The organism is Ramlibacter sp. 2FC (assembly GCF_005503345.1).
GTDB lineage: Bacteria > Pseudomonadota > Gammaproteobacteria > Burkholderiales > Burkholderiaceae_C > SCMQ01.
This window is the reverse complement of record NZ_SCMM01000003.1, coordinates 1-15,559: the sequence shown is the minus strand read 5'-3', so window position 1 is coordinate 15,559 and position 15,559 is coordinate 1. Positions and strand designations below refer to the sequence as shown.

The 15,559-nt window shown below is 68.5% G+C and carries 18 protein-coding genes; 5 read left to right on the top strand and 13 right to left on the bottom strand.

The genetic code is table 11. The annotated features are described in order from the left end of the window. Positions 1-15: 15 nt before the first annotated feature. The gene (locus FFS10_RS23120) at positions 16-342 is read right to left on the bottom strand and encodes a helix-turn-helix domain-containing protein (RefSeq protein WP_212744073.1); all 327 of its coding nucleotides are present in this window, start codon (positions 340-342) and stop codon (positions 16-18) included. A gap of 114 nt (positions 343-456) precedes the next feature. Here FFS10_RS23120 and FFS10_RS02470 point away from each other — a divergent pair, with 114 nt between their 5' ends. Further along, the gene (locus tag FFS10_RS02470) at positions 457-2,049 is read left to right on the top strand and encodes a hypothetical protein (RefSeq protein WP_137891144.1); all 1,593 of its coding nucleotides are present in this window, start codon (positions 457-459) and stop codon (positions 2,047-2,049) included. Between the two features lie 95 nt (positions 2,050-2,144). Then, positions 2,145-2,576 carry a helix-turn-helix transcriptional regulator gene (locus FFS10_RS23735; RefSeq protein WP_349654572.1) on the top strand — a complete coding sequence of 144 codons (432 nt, stop codon included), beginning with the start codon at positions 2,145-2,147 and terminating at the stop codon, positions 2,574-2,576. On the opposite strand, the gene FFS10_RS02460 is transcribed toward FFS10_RS23735, so the two are convergent. From FFS10_RS02460 to FFS10_RS02440, 5 genes are all read right to left on the bottom strand, one after another. Continuing rightward, positions 2,504-3,883, bottom strand: a complete 1,380-nt coding sequence (locus tag FFS10_RS02460; RefSeq protein ID WP_137891140.1) for a tyrosine-type recombinase/integrase — start codon at positions 3,881-3,883, stop codon at positions 2,504-2,506. The two genes, FFS10_RS23735 and FFS10_RS02460, sit on opposite strands and share 73 nt — an antisense overlap. A 404-nt stretch (positions 3,884-4,287) precedes the next feature. After that, positions 4,288-4,920, bottom strand: a complete 633-nt coding sequence (locus FFS10_RS02455) for a DUF599 domain-containing protein (RefSeq protein ID WP_249931136.1) — start codon at positions 4,918-4,920, stop codon at positions 4,288-4,290. Between the two features lie 7 nt (positions 4,921-4,927). Further along, positions 4,928-5,344 (bottom strand): DUF6691 family protein, encoded by a 417-nt coding sequence (locus FFS10_RS02450; RefSeq protein ID WP_137891139.1) that lies wholly within the window; start codon positions 5,342-5,344, stop codon positions 4,928-4,930. A gap of 19 nt (positions 5,345-5,363) precedes the next feature. Beyond that, positions 5,364-5,798 (bottom strand): YeeE/YedE family protein, encoded by a 435-nt coding sequence (locus FFS10_RS02445; RefSeq protein ID WP_137891137.1) that lies wholly within the window; start codon positions 5,796-5,798, stop codon positions 5,364-5,366. Next, positions 5,795-6,124, bottom strand: a complete 330-nt coding sequence (locus tag FFS10_RS02440; RefSeq protein ID WP_137891135.1) for an ArsR/SmtB family transcription factor — start codon at positions 6,122-6,124, stop codon at positions 5,795-5,797. The genes FFS10_RS02445 and FFS10_RS02440 overlap by 4 nt, the downstream gene beginning before the upstream one ends. A gap of 83 nt (positions 6,125-6,207) precedes the next feature. Between FFS10_RS02440 and FFS10_RS02435 the strand changes: the two genes are divergently transcribed. Further along, positions 6,208-7,095 carry an MBL fold metallo-hydrolase gene (locus FFS10_RS02435; RefSeq protein ID WP_137891133.1) on the top strand — a complete coding sequence of 296 codons (888 nt, stop codon included), beginning with the start codon at positions 6,208-6,210 and terminating at the stop codon, positions 7,093-7,095. Positions 7,096-7,130: 35 nt separating this feature from the next. On the opposite strand, the gene ald is transcribed toward FFS10_RS02435, so the two are convergent. The 3 genes from ald to FFS10_RS02420 all read right to left on the bottom strand — a co-directional run bounded on the left by ald (position 7,131) and on the right by FFS10_RS02420 (position 9,722). Beyond that, positions 7,131-8,219, bottom strand: coding sequence for an alanine dehydrogenase (gene ald / locus FFS10_RS02430; RefSeq protein ID WP_137891132.1), 1,089 nt, complete (start codon positions 8,217-8,219; stop codon positions 7,131-7,133). Between the two features lie 76 nt (positions 8,220-8,295). Continuing rightward, complete coding sequence (locus FFS10_RS02425; RefSeq protein WP_137891130.1) at positions 8,296-9,207, bottom strand: DMT family transporter; 912 nt, start codon at positions 9,205-9,207, stop codon at positions 8,296-8,298. After that, on the bottom strand, positions 9,204-9,722 hold the full coding sequence (locus FFS10_RS02420; protein ID WP_137891128.1) for a methylated-DNA--[protein]-cysteine S-methyltransferase: 519 nt from the start codon (positions 9,720-9,722) through the stop codon (positions 9,204-9,206). The genes FFS10_RS02425 and FFS10_RS02420 overlap by 4 nt, the downstream gene beginning before the upstream one ends. Positions 9,723-9,814: 92 nt before the next feature. Between FFS10_RS02420 and FFS10_RS02415 the strand changes: the two genes are divergently transcribed. Both FFS10_RS02415 and FFS10_RS02410 read left to right on the top strand, forming a co-directional pair. After that, complete coding sequence (locus tag FFS10_RS02415; RefSeq protein WP_137891126.1) at positions 9,815-11,218, top strand: phosphomannomutase/phosphoglucomutase; 1,404 nt, start codon at positions 9,815-9,817, stop codon at positions 11,216-11,218. Positions 11,219-11,229: 11 nt separating this feature from the next. Beyond that, entirely contained in the window at positions 11,230-12,489 is a 1,260-nt protein-coding gene (locus FFS10_RS02410) for a 3-deoxy-D-manno-octulosonic acid transferase (RefSeq protein WP_137891124.1), read from the top strand. Position 12,490: 1 nt separating this feature from the next. Here the strand turns inward: FFS10_RS02410 and FFS10_RS02405 are convergent, their stop codons facing one another. The 4 genes from FFS10_RS02405 to FFS10_RS02390 all read right to left on the bottom strand — a co-directional run. Continuing rightward, positions 12,491-13,813 (bottom strand): TolC family outer membrane protein, encoded by a 1,323-nt coding sequence (locus tag FFS10_RS02405; protein WP_137891122.1) that lies wholly within the window; start codon positions 13,811-13,813, stop codon positions 12,491-12,493. Positions 13,814-13,844: 31 nt separating this feature from the next. Beyond that, complete coding sequence (locus FFS10_RS02400) at positions 13,845-14,186, bottom strand: rhodanese-like domain-containing protein (protein WP_137891120.1); 342 nt, start codon at positions 14,184-14,186, stop codon at positions 13,845-13,847. A gap of 25 nt (positions 14,187-14,211) precedes the next feature. Continuing rightward, positions 14,212-14,877 (bottom strand): protein-L-isoaspartate O-methyltransferase family protein, encoded by a 666-nt coding sequence (locus tag FFS10_RS02395; RefSeq protein ID WP_137891118.1) that lies wholly within the window; start codon positions 14,875-14,877, stop codon positions 14,212-14,214. A 42-nt stretch (positions 14,878-14,919) separates the two neighbouring features. Then, positions 14,920-15,559, bottom strand: a 640-nt coding sequence (locus FFS10_RS02390) for a TetR/AcrR family transcriptional regulator (protein WP_137891116.1), incomplete at its 5' end; no start/stop codon positions are given.

Below are 15,559 nucleotides of genomic sequence, written 5' to 3'. Positions count from 1 at the left end.
GCCAGCGCCTTGATCTCAACGGTGAGCTGTGGGGGAAAAGACCCGGGGGCGTCCCGGGCGGGCTCGCTCTTCGAGGCCCGCCAATCGCTCCCGAAAGAAGCGCTGGCGCCACTGGCTGACCACCTCGCGGCGCGTGTCCAGGCGCGCGGCGATTTCGTCGTTGTCGATACCGGCAGCGGCCATCAGGATCATCTTGGCGCGAATGACTTCGAAGTAAGGCAACGTATATTTGGCCGCCCGCCGACTCAACTCGGCCTGCTCATCGGCCGACAGTTCGATATGGAATGGGCTTTTTCTTGGCATCAGCAGATCCTCCTCGAAGGGTGCTGCCAAAAATGCCATATGCGGTCGGAACGGTCAAGAAATATACGTGCGTATATTTATGAAAGTGCCTACTTAGCCTGTGAGCTGCCAGCCTTGCGAGAGGCAGGCCTCACGCAGGTCTACATCGACACCATGGGCATCTACTCGCTCGTTCGCGAGGCCCTGACCTTTGCAGGGAGCACCGCCAGCGTGCACAGCTTCCACTCCTATGAAGAGCTGTCTGAACTGTCGCCTCCCACTGAACCTTACTGTGTCGTCATCTCAGCGTCGACCAGCGGCGGCATGGCCCGTACGCTTCGCGACGAGCAAGGCTTCGAGGCCGAGCGTCTCATGACGCTCATTGACGCTAGTCGCACTGGCCGCTATGAAAAGGTTTTGGTCGCACTCGACGACGTGGACCCGTCTTACAGGAAGCAGCTAGTTGATGGCACTGAGACACAGATAGAGCTGTTCGGCGAGCATTTCTCCTCCAAGGCGAAGCCGCCGCGCGCAGTCACGCTTGGGCAGCCGCACGCGCCGAAGCGTCTCCACGACTTCCTTGAGGAGTTGGGCATTGGAGGTGTGCTGAACCTCAATTCGACGCCCCGTGGTAGTTCCACTTCTCGGCTGGTGTGCATGGATAGCTCCGTGGCGGGCAACAACCCGCAGCTGCATCACTGGCTGAACGCCGAGATTTCTTGGCGCGTAGCAGTGGCCATCGACCACGTCATTCACGCGGATGACGTCGGGTCCAAGAACCTCGCTGACATCGCAGCAACCAAGCTTCACGCCGCCAAAGATTCCATCACGCGACCCACGGTTACCGCGTATGCGGACCTCTCACCAACGACGCTGAAGTCTTCGAATGGCGTGCTGGTCGTGCAGGCCGTTGCAGGGGACGGCGGTCTGCTGCGGGAAATCAGTCGGGACTTGCGAGAGTTCCTGAAGCCTCATGTGCCTCGTCACTTCCTCGCGGGCTTGGGACTACCTCAGAGCGAAGAGACTTGGCAAAGGCTTCAGCAGTTTCTCGTGAAAAACGCTAGCTCAAGAGACTACGGGTTCTCCGCTTGGCTTGTGCTTCCCATTGGCTCGGATGGCACAACGAGTGCATGGCAGGCTTATAGTGACCTGGCGGCAGCAGCGCAGGTCAGAAGCCTCTCGATTGCCGGTGTCGACTCATCTGTGCTTGAGAGCTCGGTTCAACAGGCAATTCAGTTGGTGCAAGGCGCGTTCGGCGGATTCCTCCCAACCAACGCCGGTGCTCCGTTGGGCCTCACTGATGGATTTGTGTTCTTCGGAAAGGTCTTCGACGGCCGCTTGGACCAAGTGCCGGTCAGCACAACGTATGCGACGGTTGCGTCAGTCCTGCAAGCCGCAAGAGACCTCGCCAATCCAACGAATCAACTCAAGCCGACGGGGTACGAATCGGTCGTGCTCTCGCCAGAGAACTTCCTCAGGTTCAACGACAACCTCCTGCAGGCGTGCATCCTAAGGGCGGCCCATCCTTCAGAGCTGGACTATTCATCCAGCCCTCATCTTAGCCGCTTGATGAAGGAGTTTCTCCTGAAGCTGTTCACGCGGCACGGGCACGCGTACGGTGCAGCAGCGTTGGAGTTCGCCGCCGCACTTGCTGCGGGTCGACTACGCTTGGCCGCCAACCACCGGCAGGAACTGCGAGAAAAGACCATTCAGCTTCTCGCTGGAGCGTCGAGTCCTCTCTTGGGCTTCATTTGTCTCATGGAATAACCGTTTCGTCAGTCAATTGCTGCAGGCCTGTGTTACGCCTCAATACGCCACGACAGGTGGCCGTCCGAGGGGCGCCACGGCAAGCTGTGAGCCTGATGTTCTCAGGAGGACTCTGCATGTCTATCAACGAATCCGGGGGAAGCGAAAGGTCCGGTATTGACGCCTCAAAAGCAATGACCGCCGCGCCCGCTTTCTTCCGCATCGCCGACGTAATGCGCATCACGGCTTTGAGCCGGGCGACCGTGTACCGTCGCATCGCAGACGGCATCTTCCCCGCGCCCGTGCACTTGGGGGGACGGGCCTGCGGCTGGACGCCGAAGGCGCTTCAAGCTTGGATAGATGATCCTGGTGGATATCGTGCGCCTGGCCGATTCGATGACAAAAATGCTGGGTCAAAGATGCAGCCGTCCGAATCGTTGGCGAGGGCAGGGCGCTCGCAACGGCCGGGCGGCAATCAGGCTTCGGCCAGAATCGCATCGATGCGCTCGCCGAGCTTGCGCCAGGCGTCGCGCTTCTCGTCGGCATAGTCGTGGTGCATGTAATGCCGACGGACCTTGCTGCCGGGCATTACGTGGTTCTGGCAGCGGTCGATGACGTCCAGGCCCACGCCCAACGCCTGCATCATCGTGGCTGCAGTACGGCGCAGGTCGTGCGGCGTCCATTCGCCGTTCTCCCCCTTGGATAGGACCAGGGTGTCGTCATTGCGTCGGTTCTTGAGCGGCTTGCGGTTCTTGAACCGCATTTGCCGATCGCCGACCTGCTTGGACACGGTCTTGACGTTGATGTGTCCCTTTTGGTGGCGGGCGGGGAAGCACCATTCACTTTTGTCGTCGCCCGTGCCAGTGATTTCGTGAAGGGCCTTGAAATGGCGCAGCGCGAAGTCCGACAGGTAGACCTGCCAGTCCACGCGTGTCTTGGTGTTCTCACGCGGCACGAACCAGGTGCCCGCGTCGAGGTCGACGTGTTCCCAGCGGGCCATCAGCAGTTCGCCGATGCGGCATGCCGTGCCGAGGCATAGCCAGAGAGCCAGTTGCGTTTCGTGCTGTAGTGGGCGGTCAGCGCTGCGCCGGTTGTCGGCAGCTTCATACTGTTCCTGTGTTGTGGCAAAGATGTTGCGCAGCTCGCGGATTTCGGCGGGCTGCAGGATGCGCTCACGGATGACGGGTTCGTACCCGGTGGGCACCACCTGCTTGGTCTCCACCAATTCGGCCGGATTCCCATCAACCAGCAGGGCCTTCCACGGCTGCCGTTTGATGGCCCAGCGATACATCTGCCGCACCTCGACCAGCATGCGTTCCGCCGTGCGGCCGCGCCCACGGACCCGGCCGACTTTGCGCAGCGCGTCGCGCAGTTCGGTGTCGGTGATCAAGCGGACTGGCTGCTTGCCGAGTTTGGGCAGGATGTCTTTCTCGAAGGTACGGCGCAGTTCCGCGTTGCCATCGGCGCGCTGCACGCCGTCGGCGATCCAGGCGTCGAACATGTCCTGTAGTGTGGAGGCCTCCCGCTTGCGTTGGATCTCCGCCGCAATCAAGGCTTCGCGCTGTGCTGCTTGCTCGGCTTCTCGCTCCATGAGTGCCACGCGGGGATCGGCACCTGCGGCGATGCGGGCGCGCTCATGGGCTGCGGTTTCCCGTGCAGCTGCGAGTGATACATCCGTGGCGCTGCCGAGGGCGAGCTTGCTGCGCTTGCCATCGAAGCTGTACACCAGCAGCCATGACTTGAAGCCGGTGGGAAGTACGCGAAGGAACAGCCCACCGCCATCGGCGATCAGTCGTTCCTTGTCCATGGGTTTGGCGGTCTTGACCGCTCGATCCGTTAACTGGTGCAGTGCCATTCAGGCCTCCCGGCGAAGGGGGTTCGAAGGGGCTTGGGTGGGTACTGTTCCCATGGATTCGGCTAACCCGCTACCCCCGGCGTAATGGGAACAGAATACCCTAAAAAACGCTTCCGTGGGAACACCGTGGGAACAGTTTGCACGCGCTTGAAAAATACCGCCTCGGACGTCTTGAGACGTATCTAGATAAATAATTCTTTTTAAATCAACAAGTTATGATGAAAAATCCGATTTCGGAACGTCTCATGGCGTCGCACTAAGTTGGTGCATTTCTGTGAAATTACCGTCTGTCACGCCGGGGGTCGCGGGTTCGAGTCCCGTCCACTCCGCCAAAACAAAAGCCGTTTCAAGTGCAAGCTTGAAACGGCTTTTTCTTTTGCTTCGCGCGTGCGACGATTCGGCTTTCAGCGCACGTTGAAGCGATCGAAGCCGTACATTACGGCCACGACCAGCAGCGCGGCCAGTGGGCCGGCGGCCGGGTGCAGCAGCGATGCGAGCAGCGGCGCGATCAGCACCAGGTGGCGCAGCCCCCAGCCGTAGAGCAGGCCCGCGCGGCGCAGGTAGTCCGCGCCGGTGCCGGCCCAGCGCCGCCGCGTGTCCGAGTCGACCGGCATGGCCGCGATGAAGCCCGCGTGGTTGTAGTAGCGCACGGCCATGGCCGAGCAGACCAGCGAGGCGAACAGCATGGCCATCAGCAGCAGTTCCAGCGCCAGGCGCACCGTGAGCTGCAGCTGGCCCGCCTGCGCGCTGCCGTGCAGCGCGGGTGCGGCAAGGGTCATGCTGCCCATCAGCGCGAGCACCGCGGTCGAGGCTGCCATGGTGGCGGACATCATGGAGTTGCGCAGCGTCTGCACCGCCAGGATCTCCGAGCCCTTGTGCTGGGACACGGCTTGGAACCAGTCTTCGCGCAAGCCGGCGTGGGCCGTGCGGGCCAGTCGGGCTGGACGGCGGCGCTGCACGACCAGCAGCGCGGCCTCGTAGGCCAGCAGGATGGCCGCGGTGGCCAGCGCGGCCATCCAGGATGGGGATTCACTCACGGCCGATTCAGCGCTTGCGCCGCTCGATCAGCTCGAACAGGCCCATGCCGGCCAGCATGGCCGCGACGAACAGCAGGGCCTTGGCCTCGCCCATGCCCAGCGCCACCAGGCCGGGGCCTGGGCAGAAGCCGGCGATGCCCCAGCCGATGCCGAACAGCAGGCTGCCGCCGACCAGGCGACGGTCGATGCTGCGGCTCGTGGGCAGGCGCATCTCGGCGCCGATCAGCGAGACCGTGCGCTTGCGTGCCAGGAAGAAGGCGATGCTGCCCACGGCGATGGCGCCTGCCATGACGAAGGCCAGCGAAGGGTCCCAAGGCCCCGCGAGGTCCAGGAAGCCCAGTACCTTGGCCGGGTTGGCCATGCCGGAGACGATGAGGCCGATGCCGAACACCAGGCCGGCGAGCAGGGAAGTCAGAGAGGCCATGTGAACTCCTTTTGCAGGCTCAGGTGCCGGCCAGGTGGCGCAGCAGGTAGACCGTGAGAAAGCCCGCGCCCATGAAGGCGCCTGTGGCGGCCAGCGAGCGCGGCGACAGCCGCGACAGGCCGCAGACGCCGTGGCCGCTGGTGCAGCCCGAGCCGTAGCGCGTGCCCACGCCGACCAGCAGGCCGGCCAGCACGATGGCGCCCGAGCCGGCGTCGATGCGTGGCGCCGGCAGCTGGGTGAACAGCGCGTAGACCAGCGGCGCCGCTACCAGGCCGGCCACGAAGGCCAGGCGCCAGGCCAGGTCGCCGCGGGTCGGCTTGAGCAGGCCGCCGAGGATGCCGCTGATGCCGGCGATGCGGCCGTTGAGCAGGGCGAACATGGCGGCGGCCAGGCCGATCAGCAGGCCACCTGCCAAGGCCGTCCAGGGGGTGAAGGCATTCCAGTCCAGGGTCATGAAGTCTCCGACTTGGGGCAGTAAAGACGGTAGAGCACCGCCAGGATGTCCAGCATCGCCGGGTCGGCCACGCTGTAGAAGATGTGCTTGCCCTGGCGCCGCGTCGCCACCACCTCTTCGCTGCGCAGCACGCCGAGTTGCTGCGACAACGTGGGCTGGCGGATGTCCAGTGCCTCCTCGAGTTCGCTCACGCAGGCCTCGCCCAGCGAGAGCTGGCACAGCAGCAGCAGGCGGTCTTCGTTGGCCAGCAGCTTGAGGGTGCCGACGGCCTGGGCCGCGCCTTGGCGCAATCTTTGCGGGTCGATGACGAGGTGTCGGGGTTTCATGGTGGGCATTCGATTTGACAACAATATACAAAAAAATATAATGTGTGTCAATGAACTGTTTGGCACGCAAAGGAGCAGACGCCATGACCGCCAAAACCACCACCCAGGGCTTCTTCGACCCAGCCACCTGGACCGTGTCCTACGTGATCTGGGAGCACGCCGGCCGCCACGCCGCGATCGTCGACCCGGTGCTGGACTACGACCCCAAGTCCGGCCACACCCGCACCGACTCGGCCGACCGGCTGCTCGCCTACGTACAGGCGCAGGGCCTGAGCGTGGACTGGATCCTCGAGACCCATGCCCATGCCGACCACCTGTCGGGCGCGCGCCAGCTGCAGCAGCAGGTGGGCGGGCGCATCGCGATCGGTGAGCACATCCGCGAGGTCCAGGCCAGGTTCAAGAAGCTGTTCAATCTGGAGCGCGGCTTCCTGCCCGACGGCAGCCAGTTCGACCACCTGTTCAAGGACGGCGAGCGCTTCCGCATCGGCGAGGTCGAGGCGCAGGCGCTGTGGGTGCCGGGCCACACGCCGGCCGACATGGCCTACCTGATCGACGGCGCGGTGTTCGTCGGCGACACGCTGTTCATGCCCGACCTGGGCAGCGCGCGGGCCGACTTCCCCGGTGGCGACGCGCGACAGCTGTACCGCTCGATGCGCCGCCTGCTGGCCCTGCCGCCCGAGACGCGGCTCTACATGTGCCACGACTACCCGCCCGGCGAGCGCGAACCGCAGTGGCAGACCACGGTGGGCGAGCAGCGCGCGCACAACGTCCACGTGCACGACGGCATCGAGGAGGAGGCCTTCGTGGCCCTGCGCCAGGCGCGCGACGCGACACTCGAGGTGCCGGCCCTGATCCTGCCCGCTATCCAGGTCAACGTGCGCGCCGGCCAGTTGCCGCCGCCCGACGACAACGGCATTTCCTATCTGCGCATCCCGCTCGACGCTCTGCCCGCCGGGCCGCGCGCGACTTGACCGGCCTCACGGCCGGTGCATGCTTCACACTCCCCTCAGGGCTTGCCGAGCGCGCGCGCCACGGCCGGGTGCACGATGCGCCCGTCCTGCACGTTGAGACCGTGCGCCAGGTGGGGGTCGTTGGCCAGGGCCTGGGCGCCGCCCTGGTCGGCCAGCGCCAGCACGAAGGGCAGGGTGGCCTGGCTCAGCGCGAAGCTCGCGGTGCGCGCCACCGCGCCCGGCATGTTGGCCACGCAGTAGTGCACGATGCCGTCGAGCAAGTAGCTGGGGTCGGCGTGGGTGGTGGGGCGGCTGCTCTCGAAGCAGCCGCCCTGGTCGATCGCGACGTCGACCAGCACCGAGCCGGGCCGCATGCGCGCCAGCCAGGCGCGCGGCACCAGCTTGGGCGCGGCGGCCCCCGGCTCGAGCACGGCGCCGACCACCAGGTCGGCGTCCAGCACCAGGGCCTCGACCGCCGCCGCCGTGGCGTGGCGCGTCTGCACGCGCCCGCCGAAGCGCTCGTCGATCCGGCGCATGCGGGCGACCGAGCGGTTGAGCACCGTGACCTGGGCTCCCATGCCCAGGGCCATGGCGGCGGCGTTCGTACCGACCACGCCGGCGCCGAGGATCACGACCTTGGCCGGCGCCACGCCGGGCACGCCGGCCAGCAGCACGCCGGCGCCTCCGCGCGGCTTTTCCAGGCAGGCCGCGCCGGCCTGGATGGCCATGCGGCCCGCCACCTCGCTCATGGGCGCGAGCAGCGGCAGGCCGCCGTCGGACGCGGTCACGGTCTCGTAGGCGATCGCGGTCACGCCCGCGTCGCACAGGCGCTGCGCCAGCGCAGGCTCGGCCGCCAGGTGCAGGTAGGTGAACAGCAACTGCTGCGGGCGCAGCAGCGGGTATTCCTGCGGCTGTGGCTCCTTGACCTTGACGATCAGCTCGGCGCGGGCGAACAGCTCGGCCGCCGTGCCTACGATCTCGGCGCCGGCGGCGCGGTACTGCGCGTCGTCCAGGCCGATCGCGGCGCCCGCGCCTTGCTCCACGAGGACCTGGTGGCCGTGCGCCACCAGCTCGCGCACGCCTTCGGGCGTGGCGCCCACGCGGTATTCGTGGATCTTGATCTCCCTGGGGATGCCGACGCGCATGGGATGCCCTCCTGAGACAGGCGTGCGCCCTGGCGTGGCGCGCACCCGTCCATGCTGCGGGCGCGCCGCGGCCTTGTCAAACCGGGGCGCGCTTGGGCTTGAGCGAGCCCGTGGCCAGTGCCGTGCCGCACAGGACCACGAGGCCGCAGCCGGCCATCCAGGGCGTCACAGTCTCGCCCAGCAACAGCACGCCGTAGACCAGGGCGAACAGCGGGATCACGAAGGTCACGGCCAGGGCGCGGGCCGGGCCGGCGTTCTCGATCAGGCGGAAGAACAGCAGATAGGCCAGGCCGGTGCAGAGCACGCCGGCCGCCAGCAGGGCCAGCCAGGCGCTGGTGCCGGGCAGCCGGGCCGGCCATTGCCACAGCGCGGGCAGGGCCAGGCCCAGCGTGGCGCCGATCTGGCTGCCGGTGGCCGTGACCAGCGGCGGCAGGCCCGACAGGTGGCGCTTGGTGTAGTTGGCGGCGATGCCGTAGCACAGCGTGGCGAGCAGGCAGGCGCCCACGGCCAGCACCGGCAGCCAGCGACCCGAGGCCTCGGCGGCCGGCCGGAAGCCGGCCTGGTCCGAGGCCAGCAGGGCCACGCCGACGAAGCCCAGGCCCAAGCCCAGGCTGCGCGAGCCGCTGGGCCGGTCCTTGAGCCAGAACCAGGCGACCAGGGCGCCGAACAGCGGCACCGTGGCGTTGAGGATGGCCGACAGCCCGGTCGTGATGTAGGCCAGGGCGAAGGCATAGCAGGCGAAGGGGATGCCCGAGTTGAGCAGGCCGACCAGCAGCAGCGGTTTCCAGTGCTGGTGCATCTGCGCGGCCTGGCGGCGCACCAGCAGCAGCGGCAGCAAGAACAGCGAGGCGACGGCCACGCGCAGCCAGGCCGTCGGCAGGGCGCCGAACTCCACGGTGGCCAGGCGCATGAACAGGAAGGAGGCGCCCCACAGGGCGGCCAGCAGCACGAAGTCGGCGAGCCAGGGACGGGCCGGCGCGGCGCTCATGCGAGGTCCAGCGCTGCCGGCAGCACGCCCTCGAGTTGCAGCAGCGCCGTCTTGCGCGCCAGGCCGCCGGCGTAACCGGTCAGCGAGCCGTCTGCGCCCAGCACGCGGTGGCAGGGCACGATGATGCTGACCGGGTTGCTGCCCACGGCCGCGCCGAGCGCGCGCACGGCGCGGGGCCGGCCGATCCGGCGCGCCAGCACGCCGTAGCTCGTGGCCTGCCCGCAGGAGATGGCCAGCAGCGCCTGCCAGACCGCCTGCTGGAAGGCCGTGCCATGACCCAGGTCCAGCGGCAGCTCGAAGCTGCGGCGCCGGCCCGCGAAATAGGCCTCGAGCTGATCCGCGGCCGCGCGCAGCACCGGATGCTCGGCCGCCTCGGGCCAGACGGCGGGGTCGGGCGTGTCGCGCTGGCCGTGGACGAACCAGGCGCCTGCCAGGCCGCGCGCGGAGGCCGCGAGCAGCATGGGTCCGAGCGGGCTGGTCCAGCGGCAGTGCACGAGAGGGAGATTGAATTTCATGGCGGGTTCGTACCGGGCCAGCGCGGCAGCGGGCCGCAGGTGGGCACCTACAATCGCCGCAGTGTAAAGCGACAGACCGGGAGTACATGTTCATGCAGGTTTCCGCCGCCATCTTCAAGGCCTACGACATACGCGGCATCTGGCCGTCCACGCTGGACGAGGCGCTGGCCGAGGGGCTGGGCCGGGCCTTCGGCAGCATCGCGCGGGCCGAGGGCGAGAACCAGGTGGCGGTGGGCCGCGACGGGCGCCTGAGCGGGCCGGCGCTGAGCGCGGCCCTGGTGCGCGGCCTGGTGGCGGCCGGCATCGAGGTGATCGACCTGGGCCTGTGCACCACGCCCATGCTGTATTTCGCGGCCAGCACCCTGTGCAGCAGCGGCATCCAGGTCACGGGCAGCCACAACCCCAGGGACTACAACGGCTTCAAGATGGTGATGGGCGGGCGCGCCATCTACGGCGAGGAGATCCAGGCCCTGCGCCGCATGATGGAGCAGGAAAGCTGGACCCTGGCCGGCGGTGGACAGGTCAGGAACGTCAACGTGTTCGCGCCTTACCGCGACCGCATCGTGGCCGACGCCAAGCTGGCGCGGCCCATGAAGATCGTGGTCGACTCGGGCAACGGCGTCGCCGGCGCCTCGGCCCCGGCCATCCTGCGCGCCCTGGGCTGCGAGGTGGTCGAGCTCTACAGCGAGGTCGACGGCAATTTCCCCAACCACCACCCCGATCCGAGCAAGCCCGAGAACCTGCGCGACCTGATCGCCGCCTTGCGCGAGACCGGGGCCGAGCTGGGCCTGGCCTTCGACGGCGACGGCGACCGCCTCGGCATCGTGACGAAGGACGGCCACAACATCTACCCGGACCGCCAGATGATGCTGTTCGCGCAGGACGTGCTCTCGCGCGTGCCCGGCGGCACCATCCTGTTCGACGTCAAATGCTCGCAGCGCCTGGCGCCGGCGATAGCGGCGGCCGGCGGCAAGGCCCTGATGTACAAGACCGGGCATTCGCTGATCAAGGCCAAAATGAAGGCCCTAGAGGCGGCCGGACTGGCCGCGCCGCTGGGCGGCGAGATGAGCGGCCACATCTTCTTCAAGGAGCGCTGGTACGGCTTCGACGACGGCACCTACGCGGGCTGCCGCCTGCTCGAGATCCTGAGCCGCAGCCCCGACGCCAACGCCGTGCTGCACGCCCTGCCCACCAGCTTTTCCACGCCCGAGCTCAACGTGGCCTGCGAGGAGGGCGAGCCGCACCGCGTCACGGCCGCACTGCAGGCCAAGGCGCCCCAGGCCTTCAAAGCGCCGGCGCAAGTGTCGGACATCGACGGCCTGCGCGTGGACTGGCCCGACGGCTTCGGCCTGATCCGCGCCTCCAACACCACGCCGGTGCTGGTGCTGCGCTTCGAGGGCCACACGGCCGAGGCCCTGCAGCGCATCGAGGCCGACATGCTGGCCCTGCTGCGCAGCGTCAAGCCCGACGCGCGCTTCGCCGAAGCGGCCCACTGAAGCCCAGGCCCGTGATCCGCGCCCTCTACTCGCTGGCCTTGCGGCTGGCCCAGCCCCTGCTGCGCCGCAAGTTGGCGCGCCGCGCCGTCGCCGAGCCCGGCTACGCGCTGGCGGTGGAGGAGCGCTTCGGCCGCTACAGCCTGCCGCGCGACGCCGGTGGCCGCCTGTGGATCCACGCGGTCTCGCTGGGCGAGACGCGCGCCGCGGCCATCCTGCTGGCCGAGCTGCGGCGCCAGCGGCCGGGCCTGCGACTGCTGCTGACCCACGGCACGGCGACCGGCCGGGCCGAGGGCGAGAAGCTGCTGCAGCCCGGCGACCTGCAGGTCTGGCAGCCCTGGGACACGCCCGAGGCCGTGCGGCGCTTCCTCGACCATTTCCGGCCGGCCGTCGGGGTCCTCATGGAAACCGAGGTCTGGCCCAATCTGGTGGCGGCCTGCCGCCAGCGCGGCCTGCCGCTGATGCTGGCCAACGCCAGGCTGAACGCGCGCTCGCTGGCCGGTGCGCAGCGCCTGGCGCCGCTGTCGGGCCCAGCCTACGCTGCGCTGGCCGCGGTCTGGGCGCAGACCGAGGCCGACGCCCAGCGCCTGCGTCTGCTCGGCGCGCCGCTGGCCGGCGTGTTCGGCAATCTCAAGTTCGACGCCACGCCCGATGCCGGGCAGCTGGCGCAGGGGCGGGCCTGGCGCGCGCGCGGCCAGCGGCCGGTCGTGATGTTCGCGAGCTCGCGCGAGGGCGAGGAGGCGCTGTTCCTGGAGCAGTTTCGGGCGGCTGGCCAGTCGGTGCAACTGCTGATCGTGCCGCGCCATCCGCAGCGCTTCGACGAGGTGGCGCAGCTGGTGGCGCAGCAGGGGCTGAGCCTGGCGCGGCGCAGCGCCTGGGGCGAGTCGCCGGCCGAGGCCGATGTCTGGCTGGGCGACAGCCTGGGCGAGATGGCGCTCTACTACGGCCTGGCCGAGCTGGCGCTGCTGGGCGGCAGCTTCGCGCCGCTGGGCGGGCAGAACCTGATCGAGGCGGCGGCCTGCGGCTGCCCGGTGATCATGGGTCCGCACACTTTCAATTTCGCCGAAGCCGCCGAACTCGCCAGGTCCGCAGGCGCGGCCTGGCAGGTGGCCGACATGGCGGCGGCGCGCGAGGCAGCATTGGCCCTGCTGGGGGATGCGCCGCGTCACCAGGCCGCGCAGGCGGCGGCCACGGCCTTTGCCGCGGCGCACCGCGGGGCGGCCGCCAAGACCGCCCAGGCCTTGTTGGCGCTGCTGGACCAGGCCGCGGCCTGAGTTACTTGCCGAGCAGGGCGTTGACCGCCTGCAGGTCCCCGGGCTTGAGCGTGCCGTTGGCCTGGCGCAGCTTGAGCCCGCCGACCAGCACGTCGTAGCGCGCCTTGGCCAGGTCGCGCTTGGTCTGGTAGAGCTGGCTCTGGCTGTTGAGCACGTCGATGTTGATGCGCACCCCGACCTGGTAGCCGAGCTTGTTGGCGTCCAGCGCGCTCTGGCTCGAGGCCTCGGCCGCCTCCAGGGCCTTGACCTGGCCCAGGCCGGACTGCACGCCGAAGAAAGCGCTGCGCGTGCCCTGGGCCACGTTGCGCTGGGTGGCGTCGAGGTCGGCGCGCGCCTTGTCCTCCAGGGCCAGGGTTTCCCGCACACGGTTCTGCGTGGCGAAGCCGGCGAACAGCGGCAGGTTGAAGGCCAGGCCCAGCGTGGTGGTGTTGGTGTTGGGCTGGGTGGTGGTCGACACGGGGTTGTGGAAGCGCGTGCGGCCGTAGCTGGCCGTGAGGTCCAGCGTGGGCTTGTGGCCGGCTTCGGCCTTGCGCGTCTCCAGCCGCGCGATGTCCAGCGCCAGCCGCTGCTGCTGCACGCCCGGGTGGCCTTCGCCGGCCTGCTGCACCCAGGTGTTGACATCCTCTGGCTGCAGCGCCGGCAGCGTGGCCGGCAGGGCCAGCGGCCGGGGCTGGGTGCCGGTCTGGCCGACCAGCTGGTCCAGGGCCAGCTTCTTGACGCGCAGGTCGTTCTCGGCCGCGATCTCCTGGGCCAGCACCAGGTCGTAGCGCGCCTGGGCCTCGCGGGTGTCGGTGATGGTGGCCGTGCCGACCTCGAAGTTGCGCTTGGCCGCCGCCAGCTGTTCGGCCACGGCAGCCTTCTGCGCCTGCACAAAGGTCAGGCTGTCCTGCGCGCCCAGCACGTCGAAATAGGCCTGGCTCACGCGCACGATCAGGTCCTGCTCGGCGGTCTGCAGCTGGGCCCGCGCCTGCTCGATCTGCCGGTCACCCTGCTCGGCGGTCGCGAGGTTGGCCGGGCGGTACAGCGGCTGCGAGGCGGTGACTGAGGCCGTGCGGGTGTCGAACTCGCGCTCGGCGCCAGTGCTCAGGTTGTCCTGGTTGGTGCGCGCCGCGTTCGCCGCCAGGTTGGCCGTGGGCAGCAGCCCGGCGCGCGTCTGTGCCGCCTTGGCCAGGTTGGCCTCGTACTGGGCGCGGGCCGACTGGTAGCTGGCATCGAAGCCGCGCGCCGACTCGTAGAGCTCGACCAGGCTCTGGGCCTGTGCGGGCAGCGCAAACAGGGCCGCCAGGGCCAGGGTGAGAGGCAGGCGGCGGGGCATTGTTGTCATGGAATCCTCCCGGGAGTCGGGCGCAGTGGGTTCAGTAGCGCGGCACCGTGGCGTCGAGCTCCAGCGACCAGGCATCTATGCCGCCCGCGACATTGGCCACATGGGCGAAACCGTGGTGCACCAGGAAGGCCGCGACCTGCAGGCTGCGCCGGCCATGATGGCACAGGCAGGCGACAGGACGCGCGGGGTCGAGCTCGGCCAGCCGCGGCGGGATGCTGTGCATGGGCAGGGCCAGCAACTCGAAGCCTTCGGCCTTGACGCTGGCCGTCTGCAGCTCCCAGGGCTCGCGCACATCCAGCAGCAGGGGGTGGCCATGCGCCTGCATGGCCTGTCCCCAGGCCGCCAGGGCCTGGGGGGAAACCTGGTCGATCATCGAAGGGGCTCCAAGAACGCGGGGTTCAGAAGTGGAAGCGCGAATGCTCGGCGAAGTTCAGCAGGCGAGGCGCCACCGTGTCCCAGGGCTGGGCGGTGGACCAGGCCTTGTCGCCGGTGCGCGTGGCCAGGGTGGCGCGCATCATGGGCTCGTCGCCGACGATGGCGGCCAGGCGTCCGCCGAGCGTGAGCTGATCGAGCAGGAACTGCGGCAGCTCGGCCACCGAGCCGCTGAGCAGGATCACGTCGAACGGGCCGTCGGCCTGGGCGACCTGGGCCCCGTCGGCCTCGCGCACCTCGACGTTGTGGATGCCGGCGCGCTGCAGGTTGGCGCGCGCCATGCGGGCCAACTCGGACTGGATCTCCAGCGTGACCACGCGCTGGGCGCGGTGCGCCAGCAGGGCGGCCATGTAGCCCGAGCCGGCGCCGATCTCGAGCACCTTTTCATGCGGCTGCACGTTCAGGTCCTGCAGCAGGCGGGCCTCGACGCGCGGCGCCAGCATCACCTGGCCCTGGGCGCCGCCGCCCCGCAGCGGGATCTCCATGTCGACGAAGGCCAGGGCCCGGTGCGCCAGCGGCACGAAGTCTTCGCGCTTGACCACCGACAGCAGCTGCAGCACCTGGGGATCGAGCACCTCCCAGGGGCGGATTTGCTGCTCGATCATGTTGAATCGGGCCTGTTCCAGGTCCATTTTTATACTCCTACCGGTATGTTGTGCGGTTCTGGGCAAATTTTACCGGGCCGACTGGCCCTGCCTGAGCATGCCGCGCACGATCACGTCGGCATGTTGGGCGATGAATTTCTCGGGCTCGATCGCGTTGGCCGGGGGGCAGCAGGGCCCCATGGAGTGCTTCCACATCACGAGGAAGATCAGCGGGGCCATCACCGTGTAGATGGCGTGGGGCAGATCGAGCGCGCGGAACTCGCCGCGGTCCATGCCGCGCTGCAGCACCGAGCCCACGAGCTCCTGGCAGGGGGTGACCACCTCGTCCTGGTAGAAGCGCGCCAGCTCGGGGAAATTGCTGGCCTCGCTCATGATGAGCTTGGCGATGCCCGAGGCCTTGGTGGCGCCGAAGCGCGCCCACCATTGTTGCATCAGATGGGCCAGCAGCTCGCCGGTCGGGCCGCTGAAGCCGGCCGCCTCGTTCGCCCCTTCGAGCACCCGGCCCGCGATGTTCTCGCGCACCACGGCCTTGAACAGCTCCTCCTTGGTCGGGAAATAGAGGAACAGCGTGCCCTTGGAGACGCCGGCGCGCGCCGCGACCTCCTCCGAGCGCGTGGCGGCAAAGCCTTTTTCGACGAACAGGTCCAGCGCGGCCTCGAGCAGCTCGCCCGGGCGCGCCTCCTTGCGGCGCGTACGCCGGGGCGGGGCG